This is a genomic window from Actinokineospora baliensis (genome assembly GCF_016907695.1).
Classification (GTDB): domain Bacteria; phylum Actinomycetota; class Actinomycetes; order Mycobacteriales; family Pseudonocardiaceae; genus Actinokineospora; species Actinokineospora baliensis.
In genome coordinates this window covers 3,206,572-3,224,713 of sequence record NZ_JAFBCK010000001.1, presented here as the reverse complement: position 1 = coordinate 3,224,713, position 18,142 = coordinate 3,206,572, and the positions used below count along the sequence as shown (strand labels likewise).

Genomic DNA, 18,142 nt, shown 5'->3' with positions numbered 1-18,142 from the left:
CGGGCGAGTGGGCTCGCTCGGCGCAAGGGGAACGCCCGGGTGCGGGGCCCGACCCCTCGTTCGGGCCCCGCCCGGGGGTTTGTCGCGGCGAGTTGGGCGGGGGCGGGGGGTGTGGATTCCCGGCGGGTCCCGGTCCCGGCCTGTGGTGGAGCTCGGCGTGACGAGGGGAAGTCTTGTGGGGGGAGGGTGGGGGCCACAGTGTGAGGGCACTTGGGTGGGGGTGGGTAGGACTACTCAACCTCGGGCGGCGTCCAGTACGCGTTGGGTGATCCGCGCCCGCCAGTCGGGGATGGGGGGTGGGGTGAAGCCGAAGGCGTCCACGGCGGAGGGGCCGAGGGTGGTGGCCCTGGACCACTGGACGTTCACGTCGGTGGATTCGAGGGCGGTGGCTATGTCGTGGAGGAGGCCGATCCGGTCGGTGGCGCGCAGTTCCAGGACCACCGAGTGCGGGGCGCCCGCTTCGTCGTCGAACCAGAGGACTTTGGGGGCTGGGGCGTCGGTGGCCCGGCCGCCGTAGTCGCGTTCTTTGGCGGCTAGGACGGCGGCCAGGGAGAGGGAGCCGGAGAGGGCTCGGGTGAACTGCTCGCGCAGCAGGGTCGGGTCGGGCAGGGAGCCGAACCGGGGGGTCACGCTGAAGACGCCGACGGCGGTGGTGGCGTGGGTGGCGACGGTGGCCGCGTGGACTTCTAGGGAGTTGAGGGCCAGGACGCCCGCTGCTCGGGAGAGGACGCCGGGGCGGTCGGGGGTGGCCAGGGTGATCGTGGTGGCCGCCTGGCCCGCAGTCCGCTCGATCAGGACGTCCGGTTTGCCGGTGGTGGCGACGGACTCGGCGAGGGTGCGTTGGGCGGCGTCGAGGCCGACGGGTTCCGGGAGGGTGCCGCCCGCCATGGCGGTGCGGCAGTGGGTGACCAGGTCCGCCAGCAGGCGCGCCTTCCACTCGGTCCACACGCCTGGGCCGGTGGCCAGGGAGTCGGCTTGGGCGAGGGCGTGCAGCAGGTCGAGCAGGACCGGGTCACCGCCGAGGGTGTCGACGACGCGGTGGATGGTGGACTCGTCGTCGACGTCGCGGCGGGTGGCGGTGTGCGGGAGCAGCAGGTGGTGGCGGACCATCGCGGCGAGGGTGTCCACATCGGCCGCGGGCAGGCCCAGGCGGCGGCCGATCTGGGCGGCGAGGGCGGCGCCGACGACGGAGTGGTCCTGGTCGCGGCCCTTGCCGATGTCGTGCAGCAGCGCACCGAGCAGGAGCAGGTCCGGCCGCGCCACCGACGTCACCAGGCGGGCGGCGTTGACCGTGGTCTGCACCAGGTGCCGGTCGACGGTCCACACGTGGGCCGGGTCGCGCGGCGGCAGGTCGCGGACCGCGCCCCACTCGGGGAACAGCCGCGCCCACAGGCCACCCCGGTCCATCGCCTCGACGACATCGGCCAGCCCCTCCCCCGCGCCCAGCAACGCCACCAGGTCCTGCCGGGCCTCGGCAGGCCAAGGCGAACGCGGCTCCGGTGCGGACTCGGCGAGCCGGGCCAACGCGGCGGGGGCGATGGGGTGGCCGGTGCGGCCGGAGGCGGCGGCGACCCGCAGCAGCAGACCGGGATCCTTCCCCGGGGCGGCATCCCTGGCGAGCACGACCTCGTTGCCGTGCAGGACAACACCTTCGTCCAACGGGCGGCGATCAGGCGTGCGGCGCAAGACACCCAGGACCCGCCGGGGCGCCGCGGAAGCACCGGTTGAGCGGAGGGCGACGTCGAGGGCGTAGGCGATGGTCCTGCCCGCACCGGACAACGCCCTCGCCAACGCGAAGCGGTCCTCCAGCCCGAGCGCGGTGGCGACTTCGTCGCCGTCTTGCGGGCGGAGGACGTCGCGGGGACGGCCCGCGATGCGGCGCAGTTCGGTCCGGGTGTCCATCAGCAGCACGTGCGCCGCGGTGACCTCCGCACCCGGGCGATCGATGAGCTGGGCGAGGGAAAGCGCCCGCAGGATGTCGAGGTCGCGCAGACCGCCGCGGCCGTGCTTGAGGTCCGGCTCGACCCAGTGCGCCACCTCCCCCGCGCGCACCCACCGCTTGCGCACCGACTCGATGAGCTCCCCGAGCCGCTTGCGCGCCCCGGCCCGCCACCGCTCCTTGGCCGAGGCCGCGAGCCGGGCGGTGATCTCCGCGTCCCCCGCCAGGTGCCGGGCGTCGAGCAGGCCCAGCGCGGTGCGCAGGTCCGAGGCGGCGACGTCGAGCGCCTCGCCGACGGTGCGCACCGAGTGGTCCAGACCCACCCCCGAGTTCCACAGGGGGTACCACAGCCGCTCGGCCAGAGCGTCCACTTTGGTCCGCCCGTCGTGCACCAGGACCAGGTCGAGATCGGCGTAGGGCACCAACTCACGCCTGCCGAGGCCGCCGACGGCGAACAGGGCGGCGCCTGCCGATCCGCCGACCCCGGCCCGCGCGGCGTGCGCGGTGAGCCAGAACTCGTGCAGGTCGGTGAGCGCCTCGCGCAGCGCGGCAGGCGTGAGCCGGTGCCCGCCCGCGGCGGACCTGGGCACCGCGGCGGCTCGCAGGAGCCGGTCGCGGGCCAGGACCAGGTCCGCCGCCGTCGGGGTGGTGTCCCCGGGCATCGGCTAGATCGCGTCCGTCCCGCGCTCCCCGGTGCGGACCCGGACCACGGTGTCCACCGGGGTGACCCAGACCTTGCCGTCGCCGATCTTGCCGGTGCGGGCGGCCTCGACGACCGCGTCGACGACCTTGTCGGCGGTGGCGTCGTCGGCGAGCACCTCGACGCGGACCTTGGGCACGAAGTCCACCGAGTACTCCGCGCCGCGGTAGACCTCGGTGTGGCCCTTCTGCCTGCCGTAGCCCTGCACCTCGCTGACGGTCATGCCCAGCACGCCGATCTGCTCGAGCGCCGACTTGACCTCGTCGAGGGTGAACGGCTTGATGATCGCGGTGACCAGCTTCATGGCCCTCAGCCTTCCTTGCCAGCGCCTGCGGTGACCTTGCCCGCCAGCACCTCGGCGGTCCTCGACAGGGAGGACCCGCCGCCGCGCAGGCTGGAGAACTCGTAGCCGCTCTCGGCGTGCTCGGCCTCGTCGACGCCGGTGCGCTCGGCCTCGGCGGAGACCCGGAAGCCGATGGTCTTCTGGATCAGGAAGCCGATCACCAGGGTGAGCGTGAACGAGTAGCCGAGCACCGCGACCGCGGCGATGGCCTGCTTGCCCAGCAGGTCCAGTCCGCCACCGTAGAGCAGGCCGTCCTTGCCCGCCTGGTTGACCGACGTGGTGGCCAGCAGACCGATCATCAGGGTGCCGACGAGCCCACCGACCAGGTGAACGCCGACCACGTCGAGTGAGTCGTCGAAGCCGAAGCGGTACTTGAGGCTGACCGCGAGGGCGCACAGCACGCCCGCGACGAGCCCGATCGCCAGCGCGCCGAGCGGGCTGACGAAGCCGCAGGCCGGGGTGATCGCGACCAGACCGGCGACCGCGCCGGAGGCCGCGCCGAGGGTGGTGGGCTTGCCGTCGCGGATCTGCTCGACCACCAGCCAGCCCAGGACCGCGGCGGCGGTGGCGGCGGTGGTCGTGATGAACGCGACGCCCGCCAGGTCACCTGCGCCCAGCGCGGAGCCCGCGTTGAAGCCGTACCAGCCGAACCAGAGCAGCCCGGCACCGAGCATGACGAACGGGAGGTTGTGCGGGCGCATGGGTTCGCGCGGCCAGCCCCTGCGCTTGCCCAGGACGATGGCCAGGGCCAGGCCCGCGGCGCCCGCGTTGATGTGCACGGCCGTGCCGCCCGCGAAGTCGAGCGCGCCGAGCTTGGTGGCGATCCAGCCGCCGACGAAGTCGACGCCGGTGAAGCCGTTGAAGTTGAACACCCAGTGCGCCACCGGGAAGTAGACGATGGTCACCCACACCGCGATGAACAGCGTCCACGCCCAGAACCGGGCCCGGTCGGCGATGGCGCCGGAGATCAGCGCCGCGGTGATGATGGCGAACATCAACTGGAACACGACGAAGACCAGGTGCGGGATCTGGTGGCCGTCGGCCCACGGGGTGTTCGGGTCGGTGGGGGCTGTCCCGACGAGGGTGCCGACTACGCCCTTGAGGCCCGCGAAGTCGAAGCCGCCGAGCAGGCCACCACCGAGGTCGTTGCCGAAGGCCAAGCTGTAGCCGTAGAGCACCCACAGCACGGTGACGACGGCCAGCGCGATGAAGCTCATCATCAGCATGTTGAGCACGCTCTTGGCCCGCACCATGCCGCCGTAGAAGAAGGCGAGGCCGGGGGTCATGAGCATGACCAGCGCCGCGCTCACCAGTACCCAGGCGGTATCTCCTGCGTTCACATCGTCCTCCCGTGAACTGTTGATTGCCGGGAAGCATCGGGGCGGGCTGTTTCGCGCGACCGCGCCGTTGGTTTCGGGCCGGTGAACTACCGGCCCGGCGGTGTTACGGCCACGTTTCGCTCACGAGCAGTGATTGGTCGACCACGGAAGCGTGTCTGTAACGTGGCCGCCGATGAGCGGGGTCCCGGAGGTGTACGCGGCGATCGCCGCGCGGTTGCCGTACCACTCCGGTGCGGTGGCGGCGGGCCTCGCGCCGGTCCCGGTTTCCCAGGCCGCGGACGCGGACTGGGTGGCCGAGCAGATCACCGCCGCGGGGCGCATGTACCGGTTCCGCGACCGGCGGGTGCTGGGCGTGTTGTGGTGGTACTCGGCGAGCATGATGGTGCCCGCGCCGACGGTGGAATCGCTTGTGGTGACGGGGAAGGCGTTGGACCCGGCCGCCGTCACCCTGCACCTGCACCCGGACGGGCGGATCTTGGGCACCACTTCGGACTCCTTGTGCTCGACGCCGGGGGCGGCGTTGCACGGGGTGTTCGAGTCGGTGATCTCCGCGGTGGCGGCGGTGACCGGCGCCAAGGCCCGCACGCTGTGGGCGGTGGGCGCGGACTCGCTGGCGAACCGGGTGCTCTGGTCGGGCGGGACGCCGGGCTTGGCGTTGTCGTTGGCGGCGGACATGCCGGAGTCGCCTGCGCCGCGGTTCGTGAACGTCAACGGCCGCGACTACGTCCGCCGGGGGTCGTGCTGCCTGATCTACGAGGCGACGGGCGGACCCAAGTGCGTGTCTTGTCCCCGTCAGCTGCCAGAAGAGAGATTGGCCAGACTCTCCGCGCTGTGACTCTCCAGCCGGTGGGTGAACACGGCTGCATAGCGGGCGACGAGTTGGGTGGGGTGGATGTCCACGCCTTGTGGGAAGCCAAGCGCCAACGATCGCCGGACCTGCCTATAGTGCCGCCGCCAGCCCTCGGCGACGTTATCTCCTGTGGGGAGCAGAGTCGTCGGGCTGTCGCACAGTCGAACCCCGCTGCCTGCCGCTCCCACCAGGATCAGGTGCCGCGCGAAATCGCAGGCCGGATGATCGGCGTCCGCGTCGGTGAGACCACAGGTGGCGGCGTAGGTGTCGGCGCCGAAGACGAGCCCGGACACCCGGCCCTCGCCCGCGGCGATGAAAGCCGGTACCGCGGCTCGTCCCACGTGGTCGACAACTGCGCGGGCGGTGTCGACGCCGACCTCGAACCGCAGGGCGCCGTCGGGCAGGCCGAGCCGCCGTTCGAGGACCTCCAACAGGCCGACCATGACGCTGACCTGCTCGGCCCAGGTGACCTCGGGCAGGGTGAGCGTCACCGGGCGGCCGAGAGAGGTGACCGCGAGGTCGAGCGACCGGACCGCGCGGCGGAACGAGTCCGCGGTGGCGAACGACCGGACACGGATACCGGACTCGGGCAAGCACCAGCGGGCCAGGAGCTCAGCGGCGCGCGCGGCGTCGGCGTCACCGGTGTCGTGCTCGCGGTGGCTGAGGTCGATCCGCACGTCCTCCACCGGGTCGGTGGCGAGCTTCCCGCGGATCCGCTCGTACACGACGGTCGCCAGCGCCGGGGGCAAGCCGACGATCCCGGCCAACGCCGCCGGGTCAGGAGCGTGCTCGGCGAGCGCGGCAGCGGCGTTCGCACCCCACCGCGCGGGCATGTCGTCGGTGGCCTCCTGCACCGGCACGAGGCAGGTGTGCACCGGCTGGCGGACAACGGCCCGACTGTCCACCGGGGACGGCTCAGGCCCGGTCTCGGCCAGGGTGGCGACGAGGCCCGCGATCAGGGAGCCGTCGAGGGTCGTCCGCATGGCTCCATAGTGACCCCGCCTGGCCGATTCAGACAGTTGGATCACCGGCGCCGGGTCCCCCGCGCGGGTGTCACCGCAGCCGGAGCTGGCCGAGTCGACGGCAACCTCAAACGCCACGCTGGGCACGCTATGGGCCAACTGGGCGATCGACGCGGCCGACCAAGCGCACGCCCGGCGGACACCGTCGCCAAGGCGCGCGGAGATGCCCGAGCCGGTCGGGGTGACCACCCTGGCGCCGTTCGGATGGTCGAAGCCCGGTGCCGGGTCCCCTGGGCGAGTCAGGTCCCGGTGGCGCGGTGGGGCGGGTCCACCAGGAGGCGGTGGCGGACGGCGAAGGAGGCCGCCTCTAAGCGCGAGTGGACACCGAGTTTGGTCAGCAGGGCCTGGATGTGGGTGCGCACGGTGGTGGAGGAGATGCCCATCCTGCGTTGCATCGCGACGGTGCTGGCGCCTTCGACGAGCAGGGCTAGGCACTGCCGTTCGCGGGGGGTGAGGTGCGCGGCGAGGCGGTGGGGGTCGCCGGGGTCTGGGGAGCGGGGGCGGTCGCCGCGGGTGGGGAGTTCGACCACCACCTCGCCGTCCATGGCGCGGCGGAGGGCTTGGGTGAGGGAGCTGACGCTGCCGGTTTTGTGGAGGTAGCCGACTGCTCCGGCGTCGAGCGCGCGGGCGGCGGTGTCGGGGTTCTCGTCCGCGGTGAGCATGAGGATCTTGGTGCGGGCGCTCGCCCTGGTCAGCTCGCCGAGCGCGGCCAGGCCGTCGCCGTCGCCGAGGGTGCGGTCGAGCAGGCACAGGTCGGGGTTGAGGCCGCGCAGCGCCGTGACCGCGCCGGACACCGTCGCGGTGACCGCGCGCACGGTGAAGCCGTGTTGGGTGAGCACGGTGCTCAACGCGTCGGCGAAGACCGTGTGGTCGTCGCACAACACCAGGTCGGTCATGTCGCCTCCGGGGTGCCTTCGGTGGGCTCAACGACGCCGAAGGCCACGCGGATGCGCGTACCCGCTGGTAGTTCCGGGGTGATCCGGGTGATCCCGCCCACCGACCGGACCAGACCGTCCACAATGCCCAGACCGCGGCCGGACCGACCGGGGGGACCGGCGCCGAAGCCCGGTCCGGTGTCGACGACCTCCACCACCAGCGGATCGGTCCCGGTGATCTCGACCAGGACGGCGCCACCCGCCCGAACCGCGTTGGCGACCAGGTTGGACACCACGCGCCACAGCACCCCGGGGTCCAAAGTCGAGGTGACCGGCTCCCCCGGGGCCAGTTCGACCGGGGCGCCCGCCGCGGCGGCGACCGCGACGACCTGGTCGAGCACGGCCCGCACGTCGACCGGGGCGGTGACCGGGGTGCCGTGCACGAGGTCGACGAGCCTGGCGACCTGGGCCTGGATCAGCTCGACCCGGGTGCTGGTCGGCGCGGACAACCCGGGGTCGGCGGCGACGGCGGCGGTGAGCAGGGCGAGGGTGGCCAGCTCGTGGCCGAGGTCGTGCAGGACGTCCTGGGTCGCGCCGAGCGGGTTCGCCCGGTCGGTGCTGCGCCGCCCGGGGCCCACCCGGCGGTCGTTCGGCCAGTGCATCCGGCACCCCCTGTGGAGAGTCCACTTGCGAGATCGGTGCGCGGGGCACGCGCGTTTCGCGGTATTCGTCGCGAACGGCGCAATGGTTCACCCGAATGTCGGACCTCACACACCCCCGGCGACTACTCGATGTGATCGAGACTCATCCGACGGTGAGAACAGCCTCGACGATGACGTTGTCGCGGTAGCTGCGGATGGCGCGGTCGAAGGCACCCCCGCAGGTCACCAGCCGCAGTTCGGGGCCGGGGGCCGGGGCGTAGACGAGGTCGGTGGGGAAGGCGGTCTTGGGCGTGCGGGTCGTGCTGGCGACGGCGAAGGTGACCCGGGTGCCGTCGGCGCGCTCGACCTCGACGCTGTCGCCGGGGCGCAGGTCGACCAGCCGGTAGAACACGCCGGGACCCGCTCTGGAGTCGACGTGCCCGGCGAGCAGCGCGGGACCGACCGCGCCGGGGACCGGTCCCGCCGTGAACCAGCCCGCGATGTCGGCCGCGGTGGGCGGGATGAGGGCACCCGTGCCGTCGGTGCCGATGTCGATCAGCGGGGTGTCCACGTCGATGGCGGGGATGCGGAGCCGGACGGGCCTGGGGTCGGTGGCCGCGGCCGAGGTCGTCTCCACCGACCAGGTGGGTGCGCTGGGCGCGCTGGAGGGACTGGCGACGCCCGGGTGCTCCGTCGCGCTTGTGATGGCGAGGCAGAACAGGACGACGACAGCACCCAGCGCGCCGAACGCGACCCTGAGGATCATCCGCGGCGACGGACCATCGTGGTGAAGAGGGCTCCGGCCGCGCCTGCCACGACCAACAGCCCCAGGGTGATGACCAACGCGGGGCTGGTACCGCCCCCGCCGGTCTCCACCCCACCGGTCGGCACCACCTCGGCGCCCTTGGCGTCGGCCTTCACCTCGGCGGTGAGAGCACCGTTCTTCTCCAGGACGAGCACGGTGTAGACGCCGCCCGGGTCGAGCGACACCGGGAGGTCGGTGGGGGTGGCGTCCTTGGGGACGACCTGCAGGACGCTCGCGCCCGCCGGGACCAGGCTGTAGGTGGTCGCTTGGCCGAAGACGGCCCGCTCGATGACCGGCACGCCCGCCCGGTCGATGTCGAGTTCGCCGGTCTTCGGTGCCGCGTTGACCACGCGCATCCGGGCCTGGCCCTGGGGCGGCAGCGAGATGTCGTCGTCGAGGACCTTGAGCGCCAGCGCGGCGAAGGTGCCGAGCCCGGCCACGGTGTAGGCGCGGCCCTCGGTGGCCTGCAAGGTCGCGGAGATGACCGGCGGGGTCTTGGGGTCGGCACCCGCCGCGCGCATCGCGATCGTGTAGGTGCCGGGCTCGACGCGCTGGTAGCCCGAGACGGCGCCGTAGGCGACGCCGTTGAGCTTCACCGACCAGTCGGGTCTGGCGAAGTTGGTGACCGTGACGTCGACCGCGGGTGTGTCCGGCGACAGGTGGGCCAATCGGAGGTAGGTGCCGGTGGCGGCGTGCGCGGGAGCCACGCCCACGGCGGTGAGGATCGCCGCGACGAGCAGGATCAGGGTCGAGCGCATCGGTGGTCCTTAGGTCAGTTCGGGACGGGGTTGCCGGAGAGGCGCCATGACAAGGCGAACCCCCGGTCGGTGAGGCGGGCGTCGTCGGGGGCGTAAGGCGGTAGTTGGGCTGAGAGCCAGGTCCGGAGTTCTTCGGCCACTGCGGGATCGCTGACGGGTCGTCCGTCCACTGCGGAGAGCACCACCGTGCGCAGCGGCAGCTCCGATCCCGCTTCAGGCTCGGGGTTGCTCACCTCGGCCACGGTGATGGTGTGCTGGGCGCTGATCTCGGCGAGCACCGCCATGATCCGGAAGTCGAGCCTGCCCGAGCGGAAGGCGGCGCGGACCGGTTCCGGCGCGGTGATCCTCGTGTTGGCGGCGAGGTCGACGCCCGCGACGGTCCGGTTGCCGTCGCCGACGAACCCCGCGCCCCCGGCGGTCAGGCTGATGGTGACGCCGGGGAAGGTCGCCACCGGGAGACCGTCGCCATTGGCGGCGAGCGAGGCTGGTCCCTCGCGGCGGACACGCCCGTTGGTGTCGGCGAGGTCCCGCGTGAGGTCCGCCCACAGCAGGGGTGGGGCGGAGAGGTCCATGCTGCCGGTCGCGGCCGTGTCGAACCACTCGGCCACTTCGCGGTGGGCGACCGCGGGCGGGTTCGGTGGAACGACGGTGATGTTCAGCGCGAAGACGGCGATCGCCGCCAACGCCGCTACCGCGATCCCCGGTCGCCGTACCTCTTGCGGGAGCCTGTCCACCACGACAGCGACAGCGACCATCGCCGCGACCAGCAATCCCGGAACGGCGAGAGCAAGGGGGTTGGGCAGGGCTGTCAGCACTACGGCCCCGGCGGCGATGATGACCACGGGGACAGGTTTCGTGTCGTGGCGCGTTATCGCCGCGACGAGTGCGAGCGCGCCAATGGCCAGCCAAGCCGCGGCGAAACTTCCGGGATCGACCGTGGCGAACAGCGGGGCAGTGGCACAGCAGCCGAGCAGGACCGCGGTGACCAACAGCGGTTGGAGCCGAAGCAGGGCCGTTGTCAGCAGGACGCACAACGCCAGCACGGCGGCCGCGGCCACAGCGGCTTCGCGGGCGCTGACCAAGACGCTGTCGTACCGCTCGAAGGAACCGCTGACCCCGCCATAGAGGACCACTTGGAGGTTGGTGGCCCAGAGGTCGAACGAGACCGGGATGGATTGGATCCCCGCCACGCGCGCGTAGGCGGCGTCGACGAGCGAGGGTTCGAGAGAGGTCACGGGCAAACGCACGGCCATGAAGTGCACGCGGAACACGAAGACCGCGGCGGAAGCCGTGGCCAGAATCCATCCCGCAACCGTTGCGGTTCTGCGCGGTACAACGGCGCTCAGCACCAGTACCGCGTCGAGGAAGCGGACGAACGGCAGCAGGAGGGCGACAAGCAAGTACCGTGCCCGCCGCTGACGTACTGCGACGACAACAGTGAGTAGGACGTCGGGCAGGAACACGCCCAGTATCAGCGCTGGGACGGTGACCAGCCCTCTTACCGCCAACACCGGTAGAGCCACGAACACGACCGACGCGACGAAGGTCTCCAGAGCGAACGCGGGAACGCCCCGAGGAAAGCGATTTCGCGCCGCGTTCCGCCAGAACCCCTGTGCCCAGAGCCGGACCTGGCCGCTATAGGTACGCAGGTTGTCCGGTGCGGGAACGTCAACAAGAGCTCCACGCACGACCAGCACGCGACCGAGTCGACGTCGGTAGATCTGCAGCGACAGGTCAGAGTCGAGATCGAGGGTCGCGAACACCATCGACCGCAGCAGTGGGGCTGGGCTGGGGATGAGTCGCGCCACATCTATGCGTGGACGAGTTCGCGCGACGGTCAGCAGCCACTGGGTCAACGCGAGCGTGCGGGCCCTATAGGCGGTCAGTGCCAGCGCGAGCGGGTTCTTGCGCGCGCTACCCCAATCCAACTGGGCGTACCCGGCCACGGCAGCGACATCAGGGTCTTCGAACAACGGCAGGGTCCGGCCGAGGTAGTGCGGGTGCGGGCGGTGGTCCGAGTCGAGCAGCAGCACGTAGTCGTACCGCTCGGCAGGCACGTGCGCGGCATCGAAGTAGATGTGCGCGCGGCCCACCAACCGCTCGGCCGCCGCGACCGCTGGTCCCTCTCCCCCACGGACAAGGACAGCGACCGCACCGCGCGGCTGCTCGACGGACTCCAGTGGCGGGGACCCGTGCTCGCGGTCCCGCCGCAGGAACCCGAAGACAGCGCTGGCAGTGGACCCGATGCCCACCACCAACACCGCCAACACCCAGGCCGGGATCACCGCTCCACCCCCACGCCGCCTCCTGCGGCGGCAACCGCAGCGACCGTAGGATCCGACGGCGGAAATCGGCTCACCCGGCTGGATGAGACCGCCTACGACATCTGGACGGGATCCTTCGCGCGGGGCAGCAGACCAGCGGCGCGAGCGGCGCTCACCGCCTGCAACCGGCTGTGCACACCGAGTTTGGCGTAGACGCTGTGCGTGTGCGTTCGGACGGTGTTGGTGGACAGTCCCAACCGTTCGGCGATCTCCGGGCCGCGCATCCCGTCCACCATGCACACGAGGACCTCGCGCTCACGGCCCGACAGCGCGTCCAGCGGCCCGTCGCCGGACCGCGTGCGGTCCGCCCGCAGCCCGCGCAACACGGTCCCGAGCAGTCGCGGCGGGAACCACGCGTCCCCGCGCGCGACGCCGCGCAGCACCTCGACCAGGTGCGCCATGCCCGACGCCTTGGAGACCCACGCGTCCACGCCGAGGCGCGCGGCCGCGAGCGCCCGGTCCGGGTCCTTGCTCCCGGTCAGCGCGACCAACCTGGCCTCGGGCGCCGCCGCGCGCAGCGACGCCACCAGCTCCGGCAGCGGCACCCTGGCCGCCTCCGGCTCGACGGTGATGATCGTCGGCCGCTCCTGGGCCAGTCGGATCGGCAGCCTCGGGTCGTCGCTGGCGCCGCGACCCGCCACCCACAGGTCGCCGAACGCGGCGAGCCTGCTGGTCAGCGCCTCGGTGAGCAGGGTGTGGTCGTCGACGAGCCACAGCTTGATGGGGTCCACGGCCGCACACGGTGCAGCAGCCGGGCCGCCGTGTCCTCATCCAGATGGAGGAGACTCACCCGTTCGTGTGACCACCGGCTCGGCCCGGCAGGGCGGTTCGGTCAAGCAGGGCGGGTCAGTCCAGCAGGGCGTCGACGAAGGCGCGCGGGTCGAACGGCGCCAGGTCGTCGGCGCCCTCGCCGAGGCCCACCAGCTTGACCGGGACACCGAGCTCGCGCTGCACCTGGAAGACGATGCCGCCCTTGGCGGTGCCGTCGAGCTTGGTCAGCACGATGCCGGTGACGGCGACGACCTCGCCGAACACCCTGGCCTGGGTGAGCCCGTTCTGCCCCGTGGTGGCGTCGAGGACGAGCAGGACCTCGTCCACCTCGGCCTGCTTCTCGACCACCCGCTTGACCTTGCCCAGCTCGTCCATCAGGCCGGTCTTGGTGTGCAGCCTGCCCGCGGTGTCGACCAGGACGGTGTCGACACCGCTCTCGCGACCGAGCTTCACGGCGTCGAACGCGACGGCGGCCGGGTCGGCGCCTTCCTTGCCCCGGACGACCTGGGCGCCCACCCGGTCGGCCCACGTCTGGAGCTGGTCGGCGGCCGCGGCGCGGAAGGTGTCGGCGGCGCCGAGGACGACGGTCCGGCCGTCGGCGACGAGGACCCGGGCCAGCTTGCCGGTCGTGGTGGTCTTGCCGGTGCCGTTGACGCCCACGACCAGGACGACGGCGGGCTGCTGGGCGTCGCCCGTGCCGTGCGGCAGCGCGCGCACCGAGCGGTCCATGTCCGGGCGCAGCGCGTCGACGAGGACCTCGCGCAGGAGTGTGCGGGCCTGGTCCGGGGTGCGAACACCCCGGGACACGAGTTCGGCGCGCAGCCGGTCGACGATCTCCTGCGTGGTGGTGGCGCCGAGATCGGCGAGCAGCAGGGTGTCCTCGACCTCGGTCCAGGAGTCCTCGTCGAGGTCGCCCGCGCCGAGCAGGCCGAGCAGGCCCTGGCCGAGGGTGGAGCGGCTGCGGGAGAGCCTGCCGCGCAGGCGCTCCAACCGGCCGGTGGTCGGGGCGATCTCCTCGACCGGCTCCGGTGCGGGCGCGACCTCGGGCTCGACGACCTCCGGGACCACCGGCGCCGGGATGGCGGTCTCGACCGGGGCCGGTTCGACGACCTCGGGTGCGGGGGTGTCGGGGAGCGTGATGTCGACGATCGGCCGCTTGGGCGAGTCGCGGGGCACCGAGGCGTCGTCGCCGACGCCGGGCTGGCCGTCCACCTCGGTCCGTTCGCCCGCCGGGTGCGGGGGCGCCTGCGTGCCGCCCTGGGCCAGGCTGATCCCGCCGCCCGCCTGGTACCCGCCGCCCTTGGGGCGCTCGGCGACCCGCGGCCTGCGCTGCTCCAGGCTGATCCGCCTGCGCTTGGCCAGCACGAAGCCGGTGACCAGGGCGGCGAGGAGCACCAGCGCGACGACGAGGATGACGATCAGGGTGTTCGACACCCGGCCATCCTCGCATCCCGGTTCGGCGTTGTGCCGGACACCGGCTGGGGACGGGGGTTCATGGTCCAATAGGTCCTCGGCGGCCGTCCCGCGTCGAACGCGACCGGCCCCTGGTCCCAGCCCGAACCCCGACCCGGCGGGAGCCGTTCCGTGCGCGTGCTCGATCTCGCGATCATCGTGGTGTTCCTGGTGGGCATGCCGCTGTTGGGTGTGTTCATCGGCGGCAAGCAGCGCTCCGCCAACGACTACTTCGTCGGCGACGGCAAGATCTCGTGGTGGGTGGCCTGCCTGTCGGTGGTGTCGGCCGAGACGTCCACCCTGACCGTCCTGAGCGTGCCGACCGTCGCCTACCTCGGCGCGTTCACCTACCTGCAACTGGCGATCGGTTACGTGATCGGCCGAACGGTCGTCGCGTTCGTCCTCTTGCCGCGCTACGTCGCGGGCAACATGACCACCGCCTACAACTACCTCGGGCAGCGGTTCGGCGGTGGTCTGCAGGCGACCGCGTCGGCGACGTTCCTGCTGACGCGCCTGCTCGCCGACGGGGTCCGGCTCTTCGCCACGGCCATCCCGGTGAAGGTGGTCCTGGCGGCGTACGGAGTGGACGCGGCCTACTGGCAGATCACCGCCGTGCTCGGCGTGGCGATGGTGGCGTACACGTTCTTCGGCGGTGTCCGCGCTGTCGTGTGGGTCGATGCGATCCAGATGCTCTGGTACGTGCTCGGCGGGGCCGCGGTGATTTGGGTGCTGTCGACGCGGTTGCCGGACGGCTGGTTTGGCGCGGCGGTGGACGCGGGCAAGACGCAGCTGTTCGACTTCGCCGCCGCGCCGCTGAGCAACCAGTACGCGGCGGTGACCGCCATCCTGGGTGGCGCGGTGTTGTCGATGGCCTCGCACGGCGCCGACCAGCTCGTGGTGCAGCGGCTCATGGCGTGCAACGACGTGCGGTCGAGCCAGAAGGCGCTGATCGCCAGCGGTGTCGTGGTGTTCCTGCAGTTCGCGATGTTCCTGCTGATCGGCACCATGCTCTGGTCGTTCTACCGCGGCCTGGACCCGGTCAAGGGCCTGGGTTTGACGGCGGGGGACGAGCTGTTCGCCTCGTTCGTCGTGACCGAGTTGCCCTCGGGCCTGTCCGGGTTCGTCATCGCGGGCATCCTCGCCGCCGCGCTGAGTTCGTCGTTGGGCGCGCTGGCCTCGTCCACGGTGACCGACATCTACCAGCGGGTGGTGCGCAAGCCGCTGTCCGACGCGGAGAAGCTGCGACTGGGTCGCATGTGGACGGTGGTGTGGGCGGGTGCTCTCGTCGTGTTCGCGTCCCTGTTCACCACGACCAAGAACCCGATCGTCGAGACCGCCCTCGCCATCACCGGGTACACCTACGGTGCGCTTCTAGGCGCGTTCGTCCTGGGCCTGGTGGCCAAGCGCGCGCGGCAGGCGGACGCGATCATCGCGTTCCTGGTGACCGTCGCGGTGATGGCGTTCGTGATCCTCACCTTGAAGTTCAGCAAGTCGACCGGGGCGTTCCTCGGGGTCGACCCGGCCAAGCCCGCCGGGGACTCGGTCGCCCTGGCGTTCCCCTGGTACACGCCGCTGGGGGTGGCGGTGACGCTGTTCGTGGGCGGACTGCTCTCCCTGCGCCACCGCACCGACAGCCCGACTTAGAAGATGCCTTGCTCGGGGGCGAGGATGCCGCGCGGGTCGAACCTGCTCTTGAGGCGGCGCGCGCGGCCGTAGGCGGTGCCGTAGTGACGCTGCCAGTCCTGCGGTCGACCCGGGATTGAGCCGATCGGGTACTGGGTACCGCCGACCGCAAGCGCTTGCTCGTAGGCGGAGCGGTTGTCGGCCAACAACTTCTGGACCACCGACTCCTCCGGTGGGGCTACCACGCGCAGGACGGACAAGAGGAACACGATCGGGCTGTTGGGAAGGGCCACCATCGGTCGCGTGATTCGCTTACCGGCGAACGGGTACAGCAGGATCGGGCCGCCGCCTGTGTCCGCTGGCGTGAACTTCGCGAGGAGGTTCTCGACGTAGGAGTCCGTGGCGCGATCGGGCAAGAACAGGTTGAGCCACGGGTTGGGGAACTTGAGCGGCCGCAACTGCTCGACGAGTGCGTAGATCCGGTTGAGCCAGTCGAAGTACGGCATCGGCGTGACCTCGGTCTTGGCGGCCTTGGGTAACCCGCGTAAGACGGCGTTGTCGTCGGGAGTGCCCGCGCAGTGGTAGATGCCGCCTTCCAGCAAGTAGCCCCAGCCGCTGCCGGTCCAGGTGACCTGGCCCTCCAGGTAGTCGAACCGACCATCGGCGAGTGCGATCCGCTGCGCCGCGGTCATCGAGCGCAGGTCCGGGTAGCTGAGGTGGTAGATCCGGGCGGTGGTGGCCGCCGGGACGAGCCGCAGCGTCGCCTTGACGATGACCGCGTACTGGCCGAGACCGCCGAGCACGGCCTCGAACAGTTCACGTTCGACGGTCGGCGAACACCGGACGAGCTTGCCCTCGCCGGTCACGACCTCCAGTTCCCGCACGGTGTCGACGAGCATCCCGTGGTGGGACGTGGCGCCCCCGACACCGCCGACCGACAGCGTGCCGCCCACCGAGAGTCCCAGGTAGTCGGTCGCGACCGGCGGAACCAGCCCGACCGCCAGCGCCGCTTTGGTGACCTCGAGCCAGGTGGCGCCCGCGTCGACCACCGCGCCCGCGGCGGAAACCCGGTGCACCCGCGCGAGCGTCCGCGAGTCGATGACCACACCCGCGGGCGCTTGGGCCTGCCCGTAGGTCGAATGCCCCTGGCCGCGCACGGCGACCGGGATCCGGTGCTCGGCGGCGAAGCGCACCACCTTCACCACGTCGGCCACCGATCCCGGTCGCAGCACCGCGCGCGGACGGCGGTGCGCGATCTGGCCGTAGTCGTCGGCGGCCTCGGCGAGGGCGGCCGCGTCGGTGACCAGCTCACCGTCGAGCCGCGGCACCGGGATCCCGGCGGCACCGGTGTCGGCCTGGGCCTGGGTGACCCAGCCCAGGCCCAGCGCGTCGAACGCGACGATCGCGGCGCCGAGGGTGAGGACCTGACGGCGGTGGGGCATGCGGCTCTCCTCGCCAGAGATGATCAACAACCGCGCCACGATAACCGCCGATCACCGCAGCCGGTAGGCGACCAGTTCCAGGTGGAGGGTGAACCCGAGGGCGGTGAACATCCGCTCCGAGGCGTCGTTGCCCAGCGCGATCACCGCCGCGGCCCGGCACCGCACGCCCTGCTCGGCGGCCAACGTGCGCAGCAGCGACCGCACCAGTGACCGGCCCGCGCCCGCGTCGCGCATGTTGGGGTCGACGGCGACGTAGTCCACGTACAACTCGTCCTGTTGCACGAATCCGGCCGCGTAGCCGATGACGCCGTCGGCGCCGGTCAGCACCACCACGGTGTGGCCACGGGCCCCGCTGACCACCTGCTCACCGCTGGCGCTGCGGTTGGGGAAACACCGCTCGTGCAGGTCGATCACCTGGGCCAGGGTGTCGGGGTCGTCGCCGAGCGAGCGCGGGCCGACGGTGTCCTCGGCCGCGCTGATCAAGACCGACCGCAACGCGGACCCGGTGAGGGTGAACACCCGGCTCGCGGCGCCCGCGGCGAACCCGTGCCTGGCGGCGAAGTCGCCCAGGAACCGGTTGCGCCGGTGCCCGTAGAGCTCCAGGTCGGTGATGCCCGCGCGGGCGGTCGGCGCGGTGGCCAGGTCGAGCAGGTCGTCGGCGGTGTTGTGCCAGAGCTGGCGGGCGGCCGGGTGCTCGGCCGGGACGTCCACGAACGGACCGTACAGCCAGGCCCTGCCCAGCTCGGCGTCGGTTTCCACGGTCAACAAGGCGCGCACGGCGCCGTCGCCGTCCACGCCGACGACAGCGCCGGTGGCCCAGTCCGGGGTCAGCCGGGTCAGTTCCTCGGTGACCTCCTCCCGGGTGGTGCCGTGGTAGCCGACGTGGTGGCCGGGGTCGGCCTGCAGCCGGGTCACCAACTCGACCGCGGCGGGGAGATCCGCCTCAGTGGCGGCGCGTAGCGAATACATGTCCGAAATCGTGAACGCCGCGCACACCCCCGCGCGAGCGGATTACCGGCGGCGGCCACCCACCCGAGCGGTGCCCACGATCCGGGAGAGCACGCCCGACCGCTCCATGTGGACAGTCCGGATGCGCACCGCGACCGGATCACCGCTGGCAGTGACCGCGCCCAGCACCAGGGCACCCCGCAACCGACCGCCGGTAGCCCGGATGGCCCCGTCCGTCGACCCGAGACGGTCCCGTTATTTGCGAAACGATCGGATCAGCCCATACTTTGTGCGATCCTCACCGCGACC

At 71.9% G+C, this 18,142-nt stretch carries 15 protein-coding genes; 2 read left to right on the top strand and 13 right to left on the bottom strand.

The window, feature by feature from the left end; translation table 11 throughout:
* Window positions 1-234: 234 nt before the first annotated feature.
* Genes JOD54_RS15425 through JOD54_RS15415 form a run of 3 tightly spaced genes read right to left on the bottom strand, consistent with a single transcriptional unit; the run spans window position 235 to window position 4,322 of the window.
* A complete protein-coding gene (locus tag JOD54_RS15425; protein ID WP_204451195.1) occupies window positions 235-2,601 on the bottom strand; it encodes a [protein-PII] uridylyltransferase in 2,367 nt (788 codons plus the stop codon).
* A gap of 3 nt (window positions 2,602-2,604) precedes the next feature.
* Window positions 2,605-2,943 carry a P-II family nitrogen regulator gene (locus JOD54_RS15420; RefSeq protein ID WP_204451194.1) on the bottom strand — a complete coding sequence of 113 codons (339 nt, stop codon included), beginning with the start codon at window positions 2,941-2,943 and terminating at the stop codon, window positions 2,605-2,607.
* Window positions 2,944-2,948: 5 nt separating this feature from the next.
* Window positions 2,949-4,322: an ammonium transporter gene (locus JOD54_RS15415; protein WP_307860074.1), complete on the bottom strand. Its 1,374-nt coding sequence runs from the start codon at window positions 4,320-4,322 to the stop codon at window positions 2,949-2,951.
* Window positions 4,323-4,494: 172 nt separating this feature from the next.
* On the opposite strand from JOD54_RS15415, the gene JOD54_RS15410 reads away from it, so the two are divergent.
* Entirely contained in the window at window positions 4,495-5,157 is a 663-nt protein-coding gene (locus JOD54_RS15410) for a (2Fe-2S)-binding protein (protein WP_204451193.1), read from the top strand.
* Here the strand turns inward: JOD54_RS15410 and JOD54_RS15405 are convergent.
* The 8 genes from JOD54_RS15405 to ftsY all read right to left on the bottom strand — a co-directional run bounded on the left by JOD54_RS15405 (window position 5,115) and on the right by ftsY (window position 13,802).
* The gene (locus tag JOD54_RS15405) at window positions 5,115-6,272 is read right to left on the bottom strand and encodes a DUF6986 family protein (RefSeq protein WP_204451192.1); all 1,158 of its coding nucleotides are present in this window, start codon (window positions 6,270-6,272) and stop codon (window positions 5,115-5,117) included. The genes JOD54_RS15410 and JOD54_RS15405 overlap by 43 nt on opposite strands.
* A gap of 161 nt (window positions 6,273-6,433) precedes the next feature.
* Window positions 6,434-7,090: a response regulator gene (locus JOD54_RS15400; RefSeq protein WP_204451191.1), complete on the bottom strand. Its 657-nt coding sequence runs from the start codon at window positions 7,088-7,090 to the stop codon at window positions 6,434-6,436.
* On the bottom strand, window positions 7,087-7,731 hold the full coding sequence (locus JOD54_RS15395; protein ID WP_204451190.1) for an ATP-binding protein: 645 nt from the start codon (window positions 7,729-7,731) through the stop codon (window positions 7,087-7,089). The genes JOD54_RS15400 and JOD54_RS15395 overlap by 4 nt, the downstream gene beginning before the upstream one ends.
* Before the next feature lie 142 nt (window positions 7,732-7,873).
* On the bottom strand, window positions 7,874-8,476 hold the full coding sequence (locus tag JOD54_RS15390) for a class F sortase (RefSeq protein WP_204451189.1): 603 nt from the start codon (window positions 8,474-8,476) through the stop codon (window positions 7,874-7,876).
* Window positions 8,473-9,273, bottom strand: coding sequence for a DUF4397 domain-containing protein (locus tag JOD54_RS15385; RefSeq protein WP_204451188.1), 801 nt, complete (start codon window positions 9,271-9,273; stop codon window positions 8,473-8,475). Before JOD54_RS15385 ends, JOD54_RS15390 begins: the two co-directional genes overlap by 4 nt.
* A 14-nt stretch (window positions 9,274-9,287) precedes the next feature.
* Window positions 9,288-11,558, bottom strand: coding sequence for a glycosyltransferase family 2 protein (locus JOD54_RS15380; protein ID WP_204451187.1), 2,271 nt, complete (start codon window positions 11,556-11,558; stop codon window positions 9,288-9,290).
* Window positions 11,559-11,650: 92 nt separating this feature from the next.
* The gene (locus tag JOD54_RS15375; RefSeq protein ID WP_204451186.1) at window positions 11,651-12,328 is read right to left on the bottom strand and encodes a response regulator transcription factor; all 678 of its coding nucleotides are present in this window, start codon (window positions 12,326-12,328) and stop codon (window positions 11,651-11,653) included.
* A 115-nt stretch (window positions 12,329-12,443) separates the two neighbouring features.
* Window positions 12,444-13,802, bottom strand: a complete 1,359-nt coding sequence (ftsY, locus tag JOD54_RS15370) for a signal recognition particle-docking protein FtsY (RefSeq protein ID WP_204451185.1) — start codon at window positions 13,800-13,802, stop codon at window positions 12,444-12,446.
* 150 nt (window positions 13,803-13,952) lie between these two features.
* Here ftsY and JOD54_RS15365 point away from each other — a divergent pair, with 150 nt between their 5' ends.
* Window positions 13,953-15,464 (top strand): sodium:solute symporter, encoded by a 1,512-nt coding sequence (locus tag JOD54_RS15365; protein ID WP_204451184.1) that lies wholly within the window; start codon window positions 13,953-13,955, stop codon window positions 15,462-15,464.
* Here JOD54_RS15365 and JOD54_RS15360 read toward each other — a convergent pair.
* The gene (locus JOD54_RS15360; RefSeq protein WP_204451183.1) at window positions 15,461-16,885 is read right to left on the bottom strand and encodes an FAD-binding protein; all 1,425 of its coding nucleotides are present in this window, start codon (window positions 16,883-16,885) and stop codon (window positions 15,461-15,463) included. The two genes, JOD54_RS15365 and JOD54_RS15360, sit on opposite strands and share 4 nt — an antisense overlap.
* A gap of 51 nt (window positions 16,886-16,936) precedes the next feature.
* The gene (locus JOD54_RS15355) at window positions 16,937-17,854 is read right to left on the bottom strand and encodes a GNAT family N-acetyltransferase (protein ID WP_204451182.1); all 918 of its coding nucleotides are present in this window, start codon (window positions 17,852-17,854) and stop codon (window positions 16,937-16,939) included.
* Between the last annotated feature and the right edge of the window lie 288 nt (window positions 17,855-18,142).

Coding starts and splice junctions, on each gene's coding strand:
- JOD54_RS15390 (WP_204451189.1), bottom strand. CDS start 8,476: ATGATCCTCAGGGTCGCGTTCGGCGCGCTGGGTGCTGTCGTCGTCCTG.
- JOD54_RS15400 (WP_204451191.1), bottom strand. CDS start 7,090: ATGACCGACCTGGTGTTGTGCGACGACCACACGGTCTTCGCCGACGCG.
- JOD54_RS15420 (WP_204451194.1), bottom strand. CDS start 2,943: ATGAAGCTGGTCACCGCGATCATCAAGCCGTTCACCCTCGACGAGGTC.
- JOD54_RS15360 (WP_204451183.1), bottom strand. CDS start 16,885: ATGCCCCACCGCCGTCAGGTCCTCACCCTCGGCGCCGCGATCGTCGCG.
- JOD54_RS15410 (WP_204451193.1), top strand. CDS start 4,495: ATGAGCGGGGTCCCGGAGGTGTACGCGGCGATCGCCGCGCGGTTGCCG.
- JOD54_RS15355 (WP_204451182.1), bottom strand. CDS start 17,854: ATGTATTCGCTACGCGCCGCCACTGAGGCGGATCTCCCCGCCGCGGTC.
- JOD54_RS15425 (WP_204451195.1), bottom strand. CDS start 2,601: ATGCCCGGGGACACCACCCCGACGGCGGCGGACCTGGTCCTGGCCCGC.
- JOD54_RS15395 (WP_204451190.1), bottom strand. CDS start 7,731: ATGCACTGGCCGAACGACCGCCGGGTGGGCCCCGGGCGGCGCAGCACC.
- JOD54_RS15385 (WP_204451188.1), bottom strand. CDS start 9,273: ATGCGCTCGACCCTGATCCTGCTCGTCGCGGCGATCCTCACCGCCGTG.